This window comes from Actinoplanes couchii (assembly GCF_016862075.1).
GTDB classification, from domain to species: Bacteria; Actinomycetota; Actinomycetes; order Mycobacteriales; family Micromonosporaceae; genus Actinoplanes; species Actinoplanes couchii.
The window spans coordinates 133,509-147,770 of sequence record NZ_BOMG01000064.1 but is presented as its reverse complement, the minus strand read 5'-3'; the positions used below and the strand labels follow the sequence as shown (position 1 = coordinate 147,770).

Annotated in this window: 10 protein-coding genes; 4 read left to right on the top strand and 6 right to left on the bottom strand. The window is 69.6% G+C overall.

Annotated features, from left to right (window positions below):
• Positions 1 to 11 precede the first annotated feature (11 nt).
• The gene (locus Aco03nite_RS26420; protein ID WP_203798943.1) at positions 12 to 257 is read right to left on the bottom strand and encodes a GNAT family N-acetyltransferase; all 246 of its coding nucleotides are present in this window, start codon (positions 255 to 257) and stop codon (positions 12 to 14) included.
• A gap of 458 nt (positions 258 to 715) precedes the next feature.
• Between Aco03nite_RS26420 and Aco03nite_RS26415 the strand changes: the two genes are divergently transcribed.
• Positions 716 to 1,837, top strand: a complete 1,122-nt coding sequence (locus Aco03nite_RS26415) for a sugar ABC transporter substrate-binding protein (RefSeq protein ID WP_203798941.1) — start codon at positions 716 to 718, stop codon at positions 1,835 to 1,837.
• Positions 1,838 to 2,115: 278 nt separating this feature from the next.
• Entirely contained in the window at positions 2,116 to 4,257 is a 2,142-nt protein-coding gene (locus Aco03nite_RS26410) for a hypothetical protein (RefSeq protein ID WP_203798940.1), read from the top strand.
• Here the strand turns inward: Aco03nite_RS26410 and Aco03nite_RS26405 are convergent.
• Complete coding sequence (locus Aco03nite_RS26405; protein WP_203798939.1) at positions 4,235 to 6,745, bottom strand: polysaccharide deacetylase family protein; 2,511 nt, start codon at positions 6,743 to 6,745, stop codon at positions 4,235 to 4,237. The two genes, Aco03nite_RS26410 and Aco03nite_RS26405, sit on opposite strands and share 23 nt — an antisense overlap.
• 466 nt (positions 6,746 to 7,211) lie before the next feature.
• On the opposite strand from Aco03nite_RS26405, the gene Aco03nite_RS26400 reads away from it, so the two are divergent.
• Positions 7,212 to 9,893, top strand: a complete 2,682-nt coding sequence (locus tag Aco03nite_RS26400) for a transglycosylase domain-containing protein (protein ID WP_203798936.1) — start codon at positions 7,212 to 7,214, stop codon at positions 9,891 to 9,893.
• Positions 9,894 to 9,953: 60 nt separating this feature from the next.
• Here Aco03nite_RS26400 and Aco03nite_RS26395 read toward each other — a convergent pair whose 3' ends face one another.
• Both Aco03nite_RS26395 and Aco03nite_RS26390 read right to left on the bottom strand, forming a co-directional pair.
• Positions 9,954 to 10,826 carry an SMP-30/gluconolactonase/LRE family protein gene (locus Aco03nite_RS26395; RefSeq protein WP_203798934.1) on the bottom strand — a complete coding sequence of 291 codons (873 nt, stop codon included), beginning with the start codon at positions 10,824 to 10,826 and terminating at the stop codon, positions 9,954 to 9,956.
• Positions 10,823 to 11,320 (bottom strand): IclR family transcriptional regulator, encoded by a 498-nt coding sequence (locus Aco03nite_RS26390; protein ID WP_203798932.1) that lies wholly within the window; start codon positions 11,318 to 11,320, stop codon positions 10,823 to 10,825. Before Aco03nite_RS26390 ends, Aco03nite_RS26395 begins: the two co-directional genes overlap by 4 nt.
• A gap of 45 nt (positions 11,321 to 11,365) precedes the next feature.
• Between Aco03nite_RS26390 and Aco03nite_RS26385 the strand changes: the two genes are divergently transcribed.
• Positions 11,366 to 13,084, top strand: a complete 1,719-nt coding sequence (locus Aco03nite_RS26385) for a dihydroxy-acid dehydratase (protein WP_203798929.1) — start codon at positions 11,366 to 11,368, stop codon at positions 13,082 to 13,084.
• A gap of 8 nt (positions 13,085 to 13,092) precedes the next feature.
• Here Aco03nite_RS26385 and Aco03nite_RS26380 read toward each other — a convergent pair whose 3' ends face one another.
• Both Aco03nite_RS26380 and Aco03nite_RS26375 read right to left on the bottom strand, forming a co-directional pair.
• Positions 13,093 to 13,491 carry an MmcQ/YjbR family DNA-binding protein gene (locus Aco03nite_RS26380; protein WP_239145442.1) on the bottom strand — a complete coding sequence of 133 codons (399 nt, stop codon included), beginning with the start codon at positions 13,489 to 13,491 and terminating at the stop codon, positions 13,093 to 13,095.
• 60 nt (positions 13,492 to 13,551) lie between these two features.
• A complete protein-coding gene (locus Aco03nite_RS26375; RefSeq protein ID WP_203798927.1) occupies positions 13,552 to 14,223 on the bottom strand; it encodes a winged helix-turn-helix transcriptional regulator in 672 nt (223 codons plus the stop codon).
• Between the last annotated feature and the right edge of the window lie 39 nt (positions 14,224 to 14,262).

The following is a 14,262-nucleotide window of genomic DNA, read 5'->3' as shown; positions in this document are numbered from 1 at the left end:
TGCCGATCCCGTCACGGACGGACGAACACGGCCAACCGCCCGGCGGGCCTCAAGCCGTTCGCCTGGTAGAAGTCCGAGGCGGCGCTGTCTCGAGCGGTCAGCAGGTACCGATGACGAACTTCAGGTAGACGGCTTGCCAGAGCTTCGAGCAGCGCGGAGCCATGTCCCTGCCGTTGGCGTGCCGTGCGCACGCACATCTCTTTCAGCAGGAAGTGGTCTTCGGCCTCCGAGCGCTGTGAATCCCAGCAGATCACCATCTGGGGCACTCAGACAGACGCCATGCCGCGCCATACCTCGCCGAGCCGGGACGGGCCCCGGTCACGACGCCCGCAACCGTCGCCGGTCCTCGGCAGGTCCTCTCCGATCGGCCCACTCCTGCGACACGCCGGAACCCAAGCTGATAGATGCACGCCAATATAAGCATCAACTGTGCCACTGTGGTCATTTTCATTCTCAGCAAGATCGGACAAATCTCGCCGTAGATGTGAAGCGGAACATCGTCGGCCATAAGTACCTGCCTGCAGGTCTGAATCGAAACGTATCTCCGCAACTTCCTGACCGATGAGATGATTTTGGCGGCTTAACGGACGGTTACCTCCGCAGCTGACGAGCCGTGATCATTGTGCGTCCCGTTCATAAACGGATTGTTGTTACAAAAACGGTTATCAGCGGTAGGCCGCCCCGGGCTACACCCCTGAGAGGACATATATTCCCCATGCGCAAGTCTTTGATGGCCCTGGTCGCCGCCGGACTTCTGACGTCGGTGACCGTCACGGCGTGCGACAGCGGGGGGACCGAAGGCGCCACCGGCAGTGACAACGCCACCCTGGGCACCAGCGGCAAGGTGACCGGAACCGACGGCGTCGCGGTGATCCTGCCGGACACCACCAGCTCCACCCGGTGGGTCAACGACGATCCGAAATACCTGCAGGCCGCTTTTGACGCATCGGGCGTACCCGCGCAGATCTTCAACGCCGAAGGCGACGAGGAGGAGTTCAAGCGGATCGCCCGGACCGCCCTCGACCGGGGCTTCAAGGTCCTGGTCATCGTGAACCTCTCCGCCGCCAGCGGCAAAGCCGTCATCGCCGACGCACACGCCCGCGGCGTCCCGGTGATCGACTACGACCGCCTCACCCTCAACGGCGCCGCCGACTACTACGTCAGCTTCGACAACGAAGAGGTCGGCCGGCTCCAGGCCGAAGGCCTGATGAACTGCCTCAAGCAGAAGAACGTCGACAGTCCGGTCATCGCCGAACTCAACGGCTCACAGTCGGACAACAACGCGTACCTGTTCAAGGACGGCTACGACAAGGTCCTGAACAGCTACTACGACAACGCGTCCGCGATCAAGGGGCCGGACCAGTTCGTGCCCGGCTGGGACGAGGACAACGCCCGCGAGATCTTCGAACTGATGATCAAGCAGTACCCGAACGTCGACGGGGTGCTCGCCGCCAACGACGGCCTCGGGAACGCGGCCATCGAGGTGCTCAAGTCCAAGGGCCGCAACGGCAAGGTGCCGGTCACCGGGCAGGACGCCACCGTCAAGGGCCTGCAGAACATCCTCACCGGCGACCAGTGCATGACGGTCTACAAGGACACCAAGGCCGAGGCGGACGCGGCGGCCAAGCTGGCGATCGGGCTGTACAAGAAAGAGAAGCAGAACGTCACGGCCAAGATCAAGGACCCGGATTCCGGCCTGTACATCCCGTTCGTGAAGCTGGAACCGAAGGCGATCAACCGCGCCAACATCAAGTCGATCGTCGACGTGTACGTGGACGCCGCGACCCTGTGCACCGCCGCCTACCGCAAGGCCTGCCAGAACGCCGGCATCCGCTGACCCACCCACCGTTTTGCGGACGCCGCCCGCACTGACGGCGGCATCCGCTGACCCACCCACCATCCCGCGGACGCCGCCCGCTCTGACGGCGGTGTCCGCTGACCCGCCCGCTGTTGCGGGGACGCTGCCTGCTGTGACGTCGGCGTCCCCGGCCCGCCTGTCGTGATGGTGCCGTCCGCTCGGGCACCCTCTCCTTCCGCGCGCCGCCCTCCTTCCGCCGTGCTGCCCTTTGGGCGGCGAGGCGGAAATTGTCGGGGGGTGCGCCTAGCCTTCGGCGCGTGATGGAGATGGTCGCCCGTCGGCGGGTGCGTAGCTATGCGGTGCCCCCGCTGATGATCGACGAGTGCACGCAGGCTCGGGAGCGGGGTGACTGGCGGCGGGCCTGCGCGGCCGGGGACATCGTCGCCGACTTCGAGAGCCCCGGCGAGGCCGCCTCCTTCGCCGATGCGCTTGCCGGGTTCGCGCCCGACCTGCTGCGCTGGCACGCGCCCCGGGCCCTCGACGCCTTCGGGACCATCGCCTCTGGTCTGGATCTCGTTCTCACCCCTGATGGCCCCTTCAGGCCCGGCACCCCCGTTCTGGCGGTACGTACGCCGCCCCCGCTGTGGGACAACATGGGCACGAGCAACTTCCTGCCGTTCGGCAACCAGCGGATGAGGCTGCGGGTCCGCCGCGCCGGCGGCCTGAACCCGCACCGGGCGGTCTGGCTCGCACCGCACCAGTGGGACGCCCGCCGCTCCGGAGAGTTCCGAACCGCAATCGGCGGCGACGACCGACGGGTGCCCTTCTTCGATGCCCACGCCCATGCCAGCACCGATGGACACGCCGGCACCGCCGCCTACACCGACCATGCTGGCACCGACGGCCGCGCCCCCGCTGACACCAGCGCCCGCGCCCCCGCTGACACCGGCGGCCGCGCCCGCGCTGGCACCGGCGCCCGCGCTGGCACCGGCGCCCGCGCTGGCACCGGCGCCCGCGCCCGCGCTGGCACCGACGTTCGCGCTGACGCTGACTTCCACGGCAGCCCGCGCCCGGTGGCCCTGCTTGGAGTCGGTGACGACCCAGCGGCCCGCGCCGAACGGGCCTGGATGACGCGCCGGGCCGGTGATGCCTGGGCGGAGGCGGGGCTGCTGGCTGACGGCGCGACCAGCATCGGTGACCGCACCCTGGCGGCGATCATCGACCCGCTCCGGCTCGCTGCCGAGGCTCGGCGTCTCGGTGCGCAGACCGGACGACCGGTATGGATCATTCGGTACGAGCGCAGACACGTGCTCGCCGTGCAGGTCGACGGTGACGCGGTCACCGTGCGAACGGTCGAGTGGGACGACTCTCTCGACCACCGGCCCCGGCTGCATCCCGCCCAGGTCGAGTTCTGCACCGACCTGCTGCTGGTCCGGCGCGGTCTGCTCGCCCCTGACGAGTTGCATCCGCTGGTCCGGGAGGCGCTGTTCCTCCAGCCGCCACCAGCAGCTCGCCCGCAGGTGCTGCTACGGTCAGCGCTCCCGCAGGTGCTGCCACGGTCAGCTCGCCCGGAGGTGCCGCCACCGGCTCGCCCGCAGGCGTCGCCGCCATCAGCTCGCCCGCAGGCGTCCCCACGATCAGCCCTGCCGCGGACGTTGCCGCTGTCGGCTGTTCCGCAGACGTTGTCACCGTCGGCCGTACCGCAGGAGCCGTCGGTTTTGTCTGGTTCGGTGGTTGCTCGGCGGGGCCTCGGTCTTGGGCGTGCGGCGGCGACGACCTCGGTTTGGGTTCGCTGTCGGGGGGAGTGGCACGAGCTGCAGCACCGGGACGGGGGTCTGACGCTTTCGGCGCACACCGAGGCCGAGCGGCAACGGGAACGGGCTCTGCGCGCCTTCGGTGGCACGTCCGGCGGGTGCTTCGCGGTGGCGCATGCCTGGGGTGGCGGGTCCGGGCGGCTGCCGAGGCGGCTGTTCGCCCTCCGGCGTGATCTGTGGCTGCGGATCCGGCACGGTGGCACCGATGAGGCCCTCCGGCTGCTGGACGCCGGCATGGACCCGATGATCCGCGACGAGCGGGGCCGGACGCTCGCCCATCTGCTGGGGGCGTTCGACCACGAGCGGCTGCTGCCCCGGCTGGTGTCCGCCGGGGCCGACCTCGACGCCCGTGACCACTTCGACGCGACCCCGCTGACCCACGCCGTCGAGCGCCGCTGGCCGTTGTCCCTGGTCCGGGCGCTCGCCGCGGCGGGCGCCGACCCGAACAGCGGCCTCTACCCCGACCCGTGGAGCACGTCGCCGCCCCGCACACTGCTGGAGTGGCTGACCGAGGTCGATCCAGCGTCCGGGGACAGCGCCTACCGGCACGAGGCGCTGGCGGCGCTGCGCGGGGACACGTCAGGGCCACTGCTCGGGGACACGTCAGGGCCACTGCGTGGGGTCACGTCAGGGCCACGAAGTTGAAGCCCTTCGCCTTCAGTGCCGGGAGGACCGTCTTCAGCGAGGCCACCGTCTGTGAACGGTCGCCGCCGCCGTCGTGGCAGAGCAGGATCTGGCCGGGCTTCGCGGCGAGCATCCGCTTGGTGATGTGCGCGACCCCCGGCCGGGACCAGTCGCGCGGGTCGTTGGTCCAGTCCATCGGGATCACGCCGTTCTGCGAGACCGATTTCGACAGGCCGTCGGACCAGGCGCCGCCCGGGGCACGGAAGAGCTTCGGGGCGAACCCGGTGGTGCTGTAGATCTTGTCCTGGGCCCGTTCGAGCTCCTTGATCGTCTTGCGGGCCGGCAGCTCGGCGATCTTCAGCGGGTGGCTCCACGTGTGGTTGGCGATGTGGTGACCGTCGGTGACCACGTCCTTGGCGATCGACTCGTGGCCGAGCACCTGGTTGCCGATCATGCAGAACAGCGCCGGGACGTGGTACTTCTCCAGCAACCGCAGGATCTGCGGCGTCCAGACCCCGTGTGGGCCGTCGTCGATGGTGAGCGCGATGGAGTCGGTGGGGAACGCGTCGCCCGGCACCACCTTGCGGAAATCGGCGAGCGTGTGCACCGGCACCTTCATCACCGGGGCCGTCGGCCGGGGCGTGGTCGGCGCCGGCGTCGGGGTCTGCGACACCGGTGGCGGCTCGCTGACCACCAGGTTCGGCTTCTTGACGGCCGCGGGCTCGTCCCGGCCGGTCAGCGCGGCGATGGTGCCACCGGCGAGCGCGGTCCCGGCGATGGCCGGAATGGCCCAGAGCAGACGGCGCCGGGTCAAAGGCTTCGATTGCGGCGGTACGCCAGGAACAGCCCTGGGTGCGACCGGCACCCCGGCCGGCAGCGCGATCGTGGGCTCCGCGGGCGGCGGGGTAACGGTGGGCGCAGCCCGCTGAGCAGGCACCACCGGCGACGGCCTGTGGGGCGAAACCGGCAGTGCGACCGTGGAGTCGGCCCCGGCCCCCACCCCACCCGAAGCCGTCGGCGTGATCGGCAGCGCAATGGTGGCCTCGGACCTGGGCGTGGCCGGCAGTGCGACGGTGGCGTCGGCGGTCGGTGCGGCCGGCACGGTGACGGTGGCCTCGGGCGTGGGCGGGGCAACCCGGGAAGCCGGCCGCGCGACCGTCGAATCCGGCGAGGTCCGAGGCTTGGGCAGCGAAACCGCAGGCCCGGCCCCGGCCGAGATCACCGTGGTCGTCTCGTCCCGGTCCTCAGCCGCGGTCGCTGCCGCCACCGCCGCGGCAACCGCCCCGGCAGAAAGAGCAACCGTCTTCTCATCCACGTCCGCGGCGGGTTCTTCGGCGACCGTGGCTGCCGGGAGGAAAGCGGTCTTCTCGTCCACGTCTGCGCTGGCTTCTCCGGCGACCTTGGCCGCTGGGAAGAAGACGGTCTTCTCGTCCGTGTCCGCGACGGTCTCGGCGGCGAGCTTGGTTGTCGGGAGGAAGGCGGTCTTCTCGTCCGCGTCCGCGATGGTCTCGTCGGCGACCTTCGCGGCCGTGAAGGTGACGGTCTCCTCGTCCGGTTCCGTGGCGGAAGGCGTACCGGTCTCCTCGGTGGCCTTCGCCGCCATGATGGTGACGGCCTTTTCATCCACCTCGGCGACAGTCTCTTCGGCAGGCTTCGCCGCCGGGAGGACCGTCGTTTTCTCTTTCGCCTCTGCCGTAGCCGGGGCGGTCGACACCTCGGAAAGCTTTCCGGCTGAGAGGAGGGTCGTCTTCTCGTCTGCGTCCGTGTCAGGGGCAGGACCGGCGGCCTTGGTCGCCGGGAGGATCGTCGTCTTCTCGTCCGCGTCTGCGTCAGGATCAGCGGCCTTGGTCGCCGGGAGGACCGTCGTCGTCTCGTCTACCTCTGCCGAGGTGAGGGCCTCTGCCGCGGTGGAAGTGGCCGTCGTGTCGGTAGACCCGGCCGCGGGAAGGGTCACCGTCGGCTCGGCGCCGTCTTTCCCGGCCTCGTTCTCCGCGGCCCGGTCCTGCGCAGCCTCGTCCTCCGCAGTGGCGGCGGCCACAGCTGCGGCTACCTCTGCCGCGGTGAGGGTGACCGTCGCGTCGGCGGTCCCGGTTGCCGAAAGGTCCACCGTCGCGTCGGCGGTCTCCGTGGCCGGCAGCATGACCGTCGGCTCGGCTTCGTCGCCGGAAGCATCGGACGTGCCGGAAGCATCGGACGTGCCGGCAGCGCCGGGGGCGCTGGAATCGGACGTCGTGCCGGGGGCGCTGGAACCGGACGGGGCGCTGGGACCGGCCGCCGTGCCGGGGGCGCTGGAATCGGACGTCGTGCCGGGGGCGCTGGAACCGGCCGCCGTGCTGGGCGTACTCGTGGTGGGGGAACCTCCGAGAGCGCTAGCCCCACCGGCATCGGACGACGCGCCGGGGGTGCCTAGGCCGGTCAGAGCCACCGTGGGGTCGGTCGACGAGTCGGCCGTGGTGGGCTTTCCGGGCGTACCGGTCTCGGGTGCGGGGGTGGGCTCATCGGTGTTCATCGGTGGGATTCTCTCGCCCAAGGTCAAATCGGTCGTCATCTGTGTCTTGCCTGTGAACCGTCGTGTTCCGGCGGGATCCGGGTGTCTCCTTCCTTCCTCCGTGCGCCCTTACCAGCGCCCGGAACGGTGAGCGATCAGCTGATCACCGCATCTATCGGCCGCGCGAGCCGGAAACCACCCGGAACCGCAATTTGAGTGGCGTCCGTCACATCCAGCATAGATGCATCGACAATTGTCGCGCCGCGTTTGCCTGGCGCGGCTAGGGTCCGGTCACGGAGTAGGGAGGCTCTGTGGCTCGGCGGTTCGATCCCGCTACCGTGTACCAGTTCGTGGCCGGCCCTCCGGCCACAACGGACAGACGTAGGGCTGACGGAGCCGCAGCCCGCCATGCCCGAACGAGGCGCACCGTCCTGGTGGTCACCCCCGGCCACCCGGCAGCGCCCCCGCGACCGGTAGGTGTGAACAAATGAACGCGTACGGGGAACCGCAGAACGCACGAGCCCGGGCCGAGGTGCCCGGGCCGTCCGCTGCTTCCACTCCCGGTGGCCAGCCGGCTGACGACGGCCGATCCGGTCCGGGTGCCTACGGGCGCCCGTCCGGTGCCGCGTCGGTCGGTGGTGCCGGCCGTGCCCAGGTGAGCGGCCCGACACCGGGTCGCGCCCAGGTCGGCGGCGCCACCCCGGGCCGGGCGAGGGTGGGGGGTGCCACCCCAGGCGCCACCCCGGGCCGGGCCCAGGTCGGCGGCGCAGTCCCGGGTGGAGCGACCCCCGGCCGCGCGTCGGTGAGCCCGGCGACCCCGGGCCGCGCCTCGGTCGGTGCGGCCCAGGTGGGCGGCCGTGCCTCGGTCCCGCCCGGTGGCGGTGGCCCCCCGGGTGGCGGCCCGCCGCGTGGCGGCAACGGCGGCGGAGGTTCGGGTTCCGGCGGTTCCGGTGGCCGTAAGCCCAAGAAGAAGGCCGACAAGAAGAACCGGCGCGCCAACATCCTGACGGCTTCCGCCGCGGTGCTGGTCATCATGCTCGGTGTGGGCATCGTCGGTGGCACGTACTTCTTCGACGACGTGAAGCTTCCCGAGGCCGCCCCGGAAGCGCAGATGAACAAGATCCTCACGTCGAACAACAAGCTGCTGGAGCAGACCGGCTCACCACGTATCAACGTGCCGCCGGACCAGATCAGCAAGGTGATGCAGGACGCCGTCGTGGCCGCCGAGGACAACAAGTTCTGGGATCACGAGGGCATCGACTTCCAGGGCATCATGCGTGCCGCGTGGAACAACTTCACCAACGGTGACCTGCAGGGCGCTTCGACGATCACCCAGCAGTACGCCCGGCACATCGCCGATGAGAAGGACATCAGCTACAGCCGCAAGCTGCGTGAGGCGGTCATCGCCCGCAAGCTGGAGTCGGAGTACAAAAAGCCGGAGATCCTCGGCATGTACCTGAACTACATCGACCTCGGCCGCGGCAAGTACGGCGTGGAAGCCGCCGCGAACGGCTACTTCGGCACCTCGGTGGTCAAGGACGCGAAGAAGCCGATCACCATCGAGCAGGCCGCGGTGCTCGCCTCGATCATCAAGCAGCCCTACGCGTCGAAGACGCACCCCGGCTTCGACCCGGCGAACAACCCGAAGGGTGCCCTGGAACGCTGGGAATACACCATGGGCAAGCTGCTCGAGATGAAGTCGATCACGCAGGCGCAGTACGACGCCCGTAAGTTCCCGACCGTCCTGCCGAACAAGAAGACCAGCACCAACAACACCGCGGGCAAGCCGGTCGGCGTGGTCATGCGGCACGTGACGTACGAGCTGCACCAGCTCGGCATCACCGAGGAGATGCTGGACAAGGGCGGGTACACGGTCACCACCACGATCAACCCGAAGATCCAGGCGGCGGCGGAGAAGGCCGGTTCCCGGCTGAGCAAGACGTCGCCGTTGTACAAGCAGTCGAAGAAGATGCAGTCCGCGGTGATCGGCATCGACCCGAAGTCCGGTGAGGTCCTCGGGATGTACGGCGGGGACGACCCGACCGGCACCGACTACGCCGGTTACATGTCCGGCAACGGTGAGGGTGTGCTGCCGCGGGCGGGTCAGTCGCCCGGCTCGACGTTCAAGATCTACACGCTGGCGGCCGGTCTGAAGGCGGACATGTCGTTCGACACGATCTGGGACGGCACGAAGGAGCGCAAGGGCGGCGGCAAGATCAGCAACGCGGGCGCGGCGGACTCCAACCTCTGCGGTGGCAAGATCGAGTACTGCGACCTGCGGTTCAGCACGATCAAGTCGTACAACTTCCCGTTCTACTGGATCGCCGACACCGTCGGCCCGGACAAGGTGATCGACGCGGCGCGCCTGGCCGGTGTCGAGACCATGTGGAACGACGACTTCGAGAAGATCGACCTGAAGACCGCCAACGCGAGCAAGCTGAAGAACAACTTCGACAACGAGGTCGCCTTCGGTCAGTACCGTGTGGTTCCGCTGGAGCACGCCTCGGGTGTGGCCACCATCGTGAACCAGGGTGTCCGGTTCACCCCGCACTTCATCAAGCAGATCAGTCAGCGGGACGGCAAGACCGGCGCCAACAAGGTCATCTACAAGGCCTCCAAGAGCGGCAAGCGGGTCTTCGACCCGGACCAGATGGCCGGTCTGGCCGACGTGCTCAAGGAGATCGCGAAGAAGAAGCCGCTGGCCGGTGGGCGCCCGGCGATCGGCAAGAGTGGCACCTGGGAGATCAAGGTCGGCAACCAGCGACTGAGCGGTGACACCTGGTTCGTCGGTGGCATCCCGCAGCTCGCGGCGACCGTCTGGGTCGGTGGCGCGCAGGACCGGATCCCGCTCAAGGAGCCGAACGGCGGGGCCAACATGACCGGGTCCGGAACTCCGATGGACATCTGGAAGGAGTTCCTGGACACCTCGGCCAGGGCGATGGAGTGGGAGAACGAGTCCTTCCCGCCCGGCGTGAAGACGGGTCAGGACGACAAGGGCAACGGCGTCAAGCCGGTCGAGGTGGTACCGCCGCCGACCGGGGACAACAGCGAGTACTGCAATATCGACCAGACCGCCCCGGAGTGTCAGGGGCAGGGCCCGGGTGGTAACACCGGTGGCCCGGGCGGTAACACCGGCGGTCCCGGAGGCGGAGGACGGCCCGGCCGCTAGGTTCCGGTCGAACGACGGCGCCCTTCTCGTACGTACGAGAAGGGCGCCGTTTGCCGTTTGTCAGGGGTGGGGGTTCCAATAGGGCGTGGCGGTGCCGGTGGTGCGGACGCGGGCGGTGAACAGCCGGCCCGAGTGCGGATGCTCGGCCAGGTTGGCGGGGGAGAGGTCCTGCCGGGCGGTGGTGACGACCAGCGTGTCCAGGGCGGGGCCGGCGAAGGCGACGCTGGAGGTGTGCGGCGCGTCGACCTCGACGACGGCCAGGAGATCACCGCTTGGGGTACGACATTCGACCCGCCCCGATCCCCAGAGCGCGATCCACAGGTTGCCGTCGGCGTCGGTGCACATGCCGTCCGGGTTGCTGAGGGTGAACGCGCTGCTCCGCGGCCCGGTGCCGCCGGTCGCCGGGTCGTAGTCGCGGACCCAGACCGTGCCGGGGATCGTGTCGATGCTGTAGAGGCGGGTGCCGTCCGGGCTCCACGCGAGCCCGTTGGACAGGTGCAGGTCGTCGTCGATGACCGTGCCGTCCGGCCGGAACAGGATCTCCTGCCCTTTGCGGTCGTCCTGGGCGAGGCTGCCGACCAGGAACCGCCCGGCCGGGTCGACGGCCCCGTCGTTGAGCCGGCTCTGCCTTTGCTCGTCCAGGAGCCGGATCAGTGGCGTACGTGCCCGGGTGGTCGCGTCGACGCGGGTCAGGGTGTGGCGCTCGGCGACGAGCAGGTCCCCGCTCTCGGCGACGGCGACCGCGCCGACCGTGGTGTCGAAGGACAGTGACCCGGTCGGTGTGACGGCGCCGCCGTCGAGGCGCCCTTCGTGGACGACACCCGGCACGATGTCGACCCACAGCAGGCGCTGCCGCAGCGGATCCCAGACCGGCCCCTCGCCGAGGAAGTAGACGTCTTCGGTGGCGGGCTGTGCGGTGAAACGGTGTGTCATCTGTTCTCCGGGGTGCCGGCGACGATCGCGCGGATGACCGGCAGTTCGTCGACGAGTTTCTGGGCGGGTGTGCGGTAGGACAGGCTGCTGATGCTGATCGCCCCGCTGGCGACGGTGGGGGAGGTGAGATAGGCGGGGACGGCCAGGCAGTTGACGCCCGGTTCGGTCTCGCCGTCCTCGGCGCCGTAACCGGTCACGCGGACCCGTTCGAGCTCGGCGTGCAGCTGCTCGACGGTGGCGATGGACCGGTCGGTCGGCGTGGCCAGGGGCTGGTCGCCGACCCAGTCCCGGACCGCCTGCTCGGTCGGCAGCGCCGCGGCGAGCAGCAGTTTGCCGACCGCGGTGCAGTGTGCCGGGTTGCGGCCGCCGACCACCGAGGTGAGCCGGACCGCGCCGACCCGCGGGTCGAGCTTGGCGCGGTAGACGATCGACCGGCCGTCGAGGACCGCGTAGTGGACGGTCTCGCCGTACCTGTCGCAGAGGGCATTCCGCATCTTAGATCTTCATTCCACTATGGTGAAACTGCTACGTTCGTCGATGTGACAGCTCCCCGGCGCAGCGCTCAGTGGTATGGCGGAGACGACCGCAACAGCTACATCCATCGCGCCTGGATGCGCCGTGGCCTGCCCGCCGACGCCTTCGACGGCCGCCCGCACATCGCCATCGCGAACACCGCTTCCGCCCTCACCCCCTGCAACGCGCACCTCGACGAGGTCGCCCGCAGTGTCGCCGACGGCATCCACCGGGCCGGCGGCATCCCGCTGAACCTGCCGGTCGTCTCGATCGGCGAGACCCAGGTCCGGCCCACCGCGATGCTGTGGCGCAACATGGCCGCGATGGCGATCGAGGAGATGCTGCGGGCCAACCCGATCGACGCGGTCGTGCTGCTCGGCGGCTGCGACAAGACGATTCCCGCGCTGCTGATGGGCGCCGCCTCGGTGGATCTGCCGGCCGTGGTGGTGCCGGGCGGGCCGATGCTGACCGGCACCTTCCGCGGTGTGCCGCTCGGCTGCGGCACCGACGTGTGGAAACTGTCCGAGGAGGTCCGGGCCGGGACACTGTCGGCCGCCGAGTTCTCCCGTTCCGAGTCGTCGATGATCCGCAGCAAGGGCCACTGCAACACGATGGGCACCGCGTCCACGATGGGCCTGCTCGCCGAGGTCCTCGGGATGACCCTGCCCGGTGTCGCCGGCACCCCCGCACCGGACGCGCGCCTGCTGGAGGCCGCGCACGCCACCGGTGTCCTCGCGGTCGAGCTGGCCGACAGCGGGCGGCGGCCCAGCACCGTCCTGAGCCGGGGCTCGTTCCTCAACGCGATCGTCGCGCTCGCCGCCCTGGGCGGTTCCACCAACGCGGTCGTGCACCTGCTCGCCATCGCCGGACGGCTCGGCATCACCCTTTCCCAGGACGATTTCGATCGTACGGGCGCCGAAGTGCCGTTGATCGTCGATCTTCTGCCCGCCGGGCGTTTCCTGATGGACGACCTGTACCGGGCCGGTGGCCTGCACGCGGTCCTGGCCGAGATCCGGGACCTGCTCGACCCGGCCGCGCTGACCGTCACCGGCCGTCCGCTGGTCCATTATCTTGACGATGCCCGTGTCTATGACCGGGAGGTCATCCGCACCCGGGAGCAGCCGTTGCAGCAGCACGCGGGAATCGCCGTGCTGTACGGCAACCTCGCTCCCGGCGGCGCGGTCGTCAAACCGGCAGCCGCCTCGCCCGCGCTGCTGCGGCATCGGGGCCCGGCCGTGGTGTTCGACTCGGTCGAGGACCTGAACGCCCGCCTGGACGATCCCGGGCTGGAGGTGACCGCGGACTCGGTGCTGATTCTGCGAGGTTGCGGCCCGAAGGGTTATCCGGGCATGCCCGAGGTCGCCAACATGCCGCTGCCGGCGAAACTTCTTGCCCTGGGTGTACGCGACATGGTCCGGATCTGTGACGGCCGGATGTCCGGAACCGCCTACGGCACCGTGGTCCTGCACGTCACCCCCGAAGCGGCCGCCGGTGGGCCGCTGGCCAAGGTCCGTACCGGCGACATGATCATTCTGGACGTGCCGAACCGGCGCCTGGACGTCGACCTGCCGCCCGGTGAACTCGAAGCCCGGGAGCCCGATGCCACGACGGTGAAGGCGTTCGCCGCTCCGGCCCGAGGTTGGGAACGCCTCTACGTGGACACCGTCGGCCCGGCGAGCACCGGCGCTGACCAGGGATTTCTGCTGGGTTCCAGCGGTGACCAGGTCTCCCGCGAGTCGCACTGACGTCGTACCTAATCGGCGCCTTTGTCCAGCCGGGCCACCCGGCGCGGTCCGGCGGTGCGGCGGTAACTGGTGTCGAGGAGTTCCCCGATCTCACCCCAGTCGGTGTCGTCGCCGAGCTCCAGCCCGATCCAGCCGGACGGCCCGAGATAGGCCGGGACGAAGCAGCGCTCCTCCGGAAGCAGCGCTGCACGCTCCGCGTCGTCGGGAAGGATCAGCAGAGCCCGCTCCTTGCGGACCCACTCCCCACCGACCTTGATCGACCCGCCGTAGTAGGCGAACACCTTGGTCGTGTAGAACGCCGGATGCCCGTGCGAGATCTTCTCCGCGGCATCGGGAAAGGCCAGAGCGATCCCCCGTACGCGGACCAGCAGCGGATCGTCGTCGTCGAACATGATCGGGTGAGCCACCCCTCCATGCTCGGCCACGACGCCGCTGATCGCACCACCCGACACACCGGCCGGCGGCCGTCACAGTGCGGTCGCGGTGATCAGGAGTTCCGCGGTGCCCCGGTCTCCGGTGATCGTGATGCCGGGTAGCTGGGAGAGGGGAGTGCCGCCGATGACGCAGGCCTTCCAGTCCCGGGTGGAGGCGGTGATCGTCGCGTCTGCCCGGGCGGGCTCGGGAACCCGCTCGATCGTGGTGGCGTCGGACGTCATGATCGCTCGGTAGTGCACGGGGTCGACGGTCTCCTGGCGGGAGTCGGTCAGCGTCAGCGACGCCGTCAGCGGGCCGGGACCGGCCGGCAGTGGGCGGGCGTGGGTGCGCATCGCCAGGACCAGGGTGTCCGGGCTCATGTCGGCCTCGAACGGCATGGTGGGGGACTGGACGGCCCATGCCGACAGGGTCGAGTTGATCGTCTCCAGGCGGAGGCCCCAGGCGGTGAGCTCGTAGACCTCCACCCGGCCGGGGCCGGGCAGCCGGCGCCGCACGGCGACCCCGTGGGTGGTCAGCTCGTGGAGGCGCCGGGTGAGGATGCCGGGCCCGATGCCCAGCACGTCACGCTGCAGGTCGGCGAAACGTTTCGGCCCCAGCAGCAGCTCACGCACCACGATCATCGTCCAGCGGTCACCGATCAGGTCCAGTGCGTGCGCGGCCGCGCAGCCGTCGTTGTACGAGCCGTAACTCCGCCGGGCAACCATGGACACATCCTACTACCAATACAGTAGTGTCCACTACTG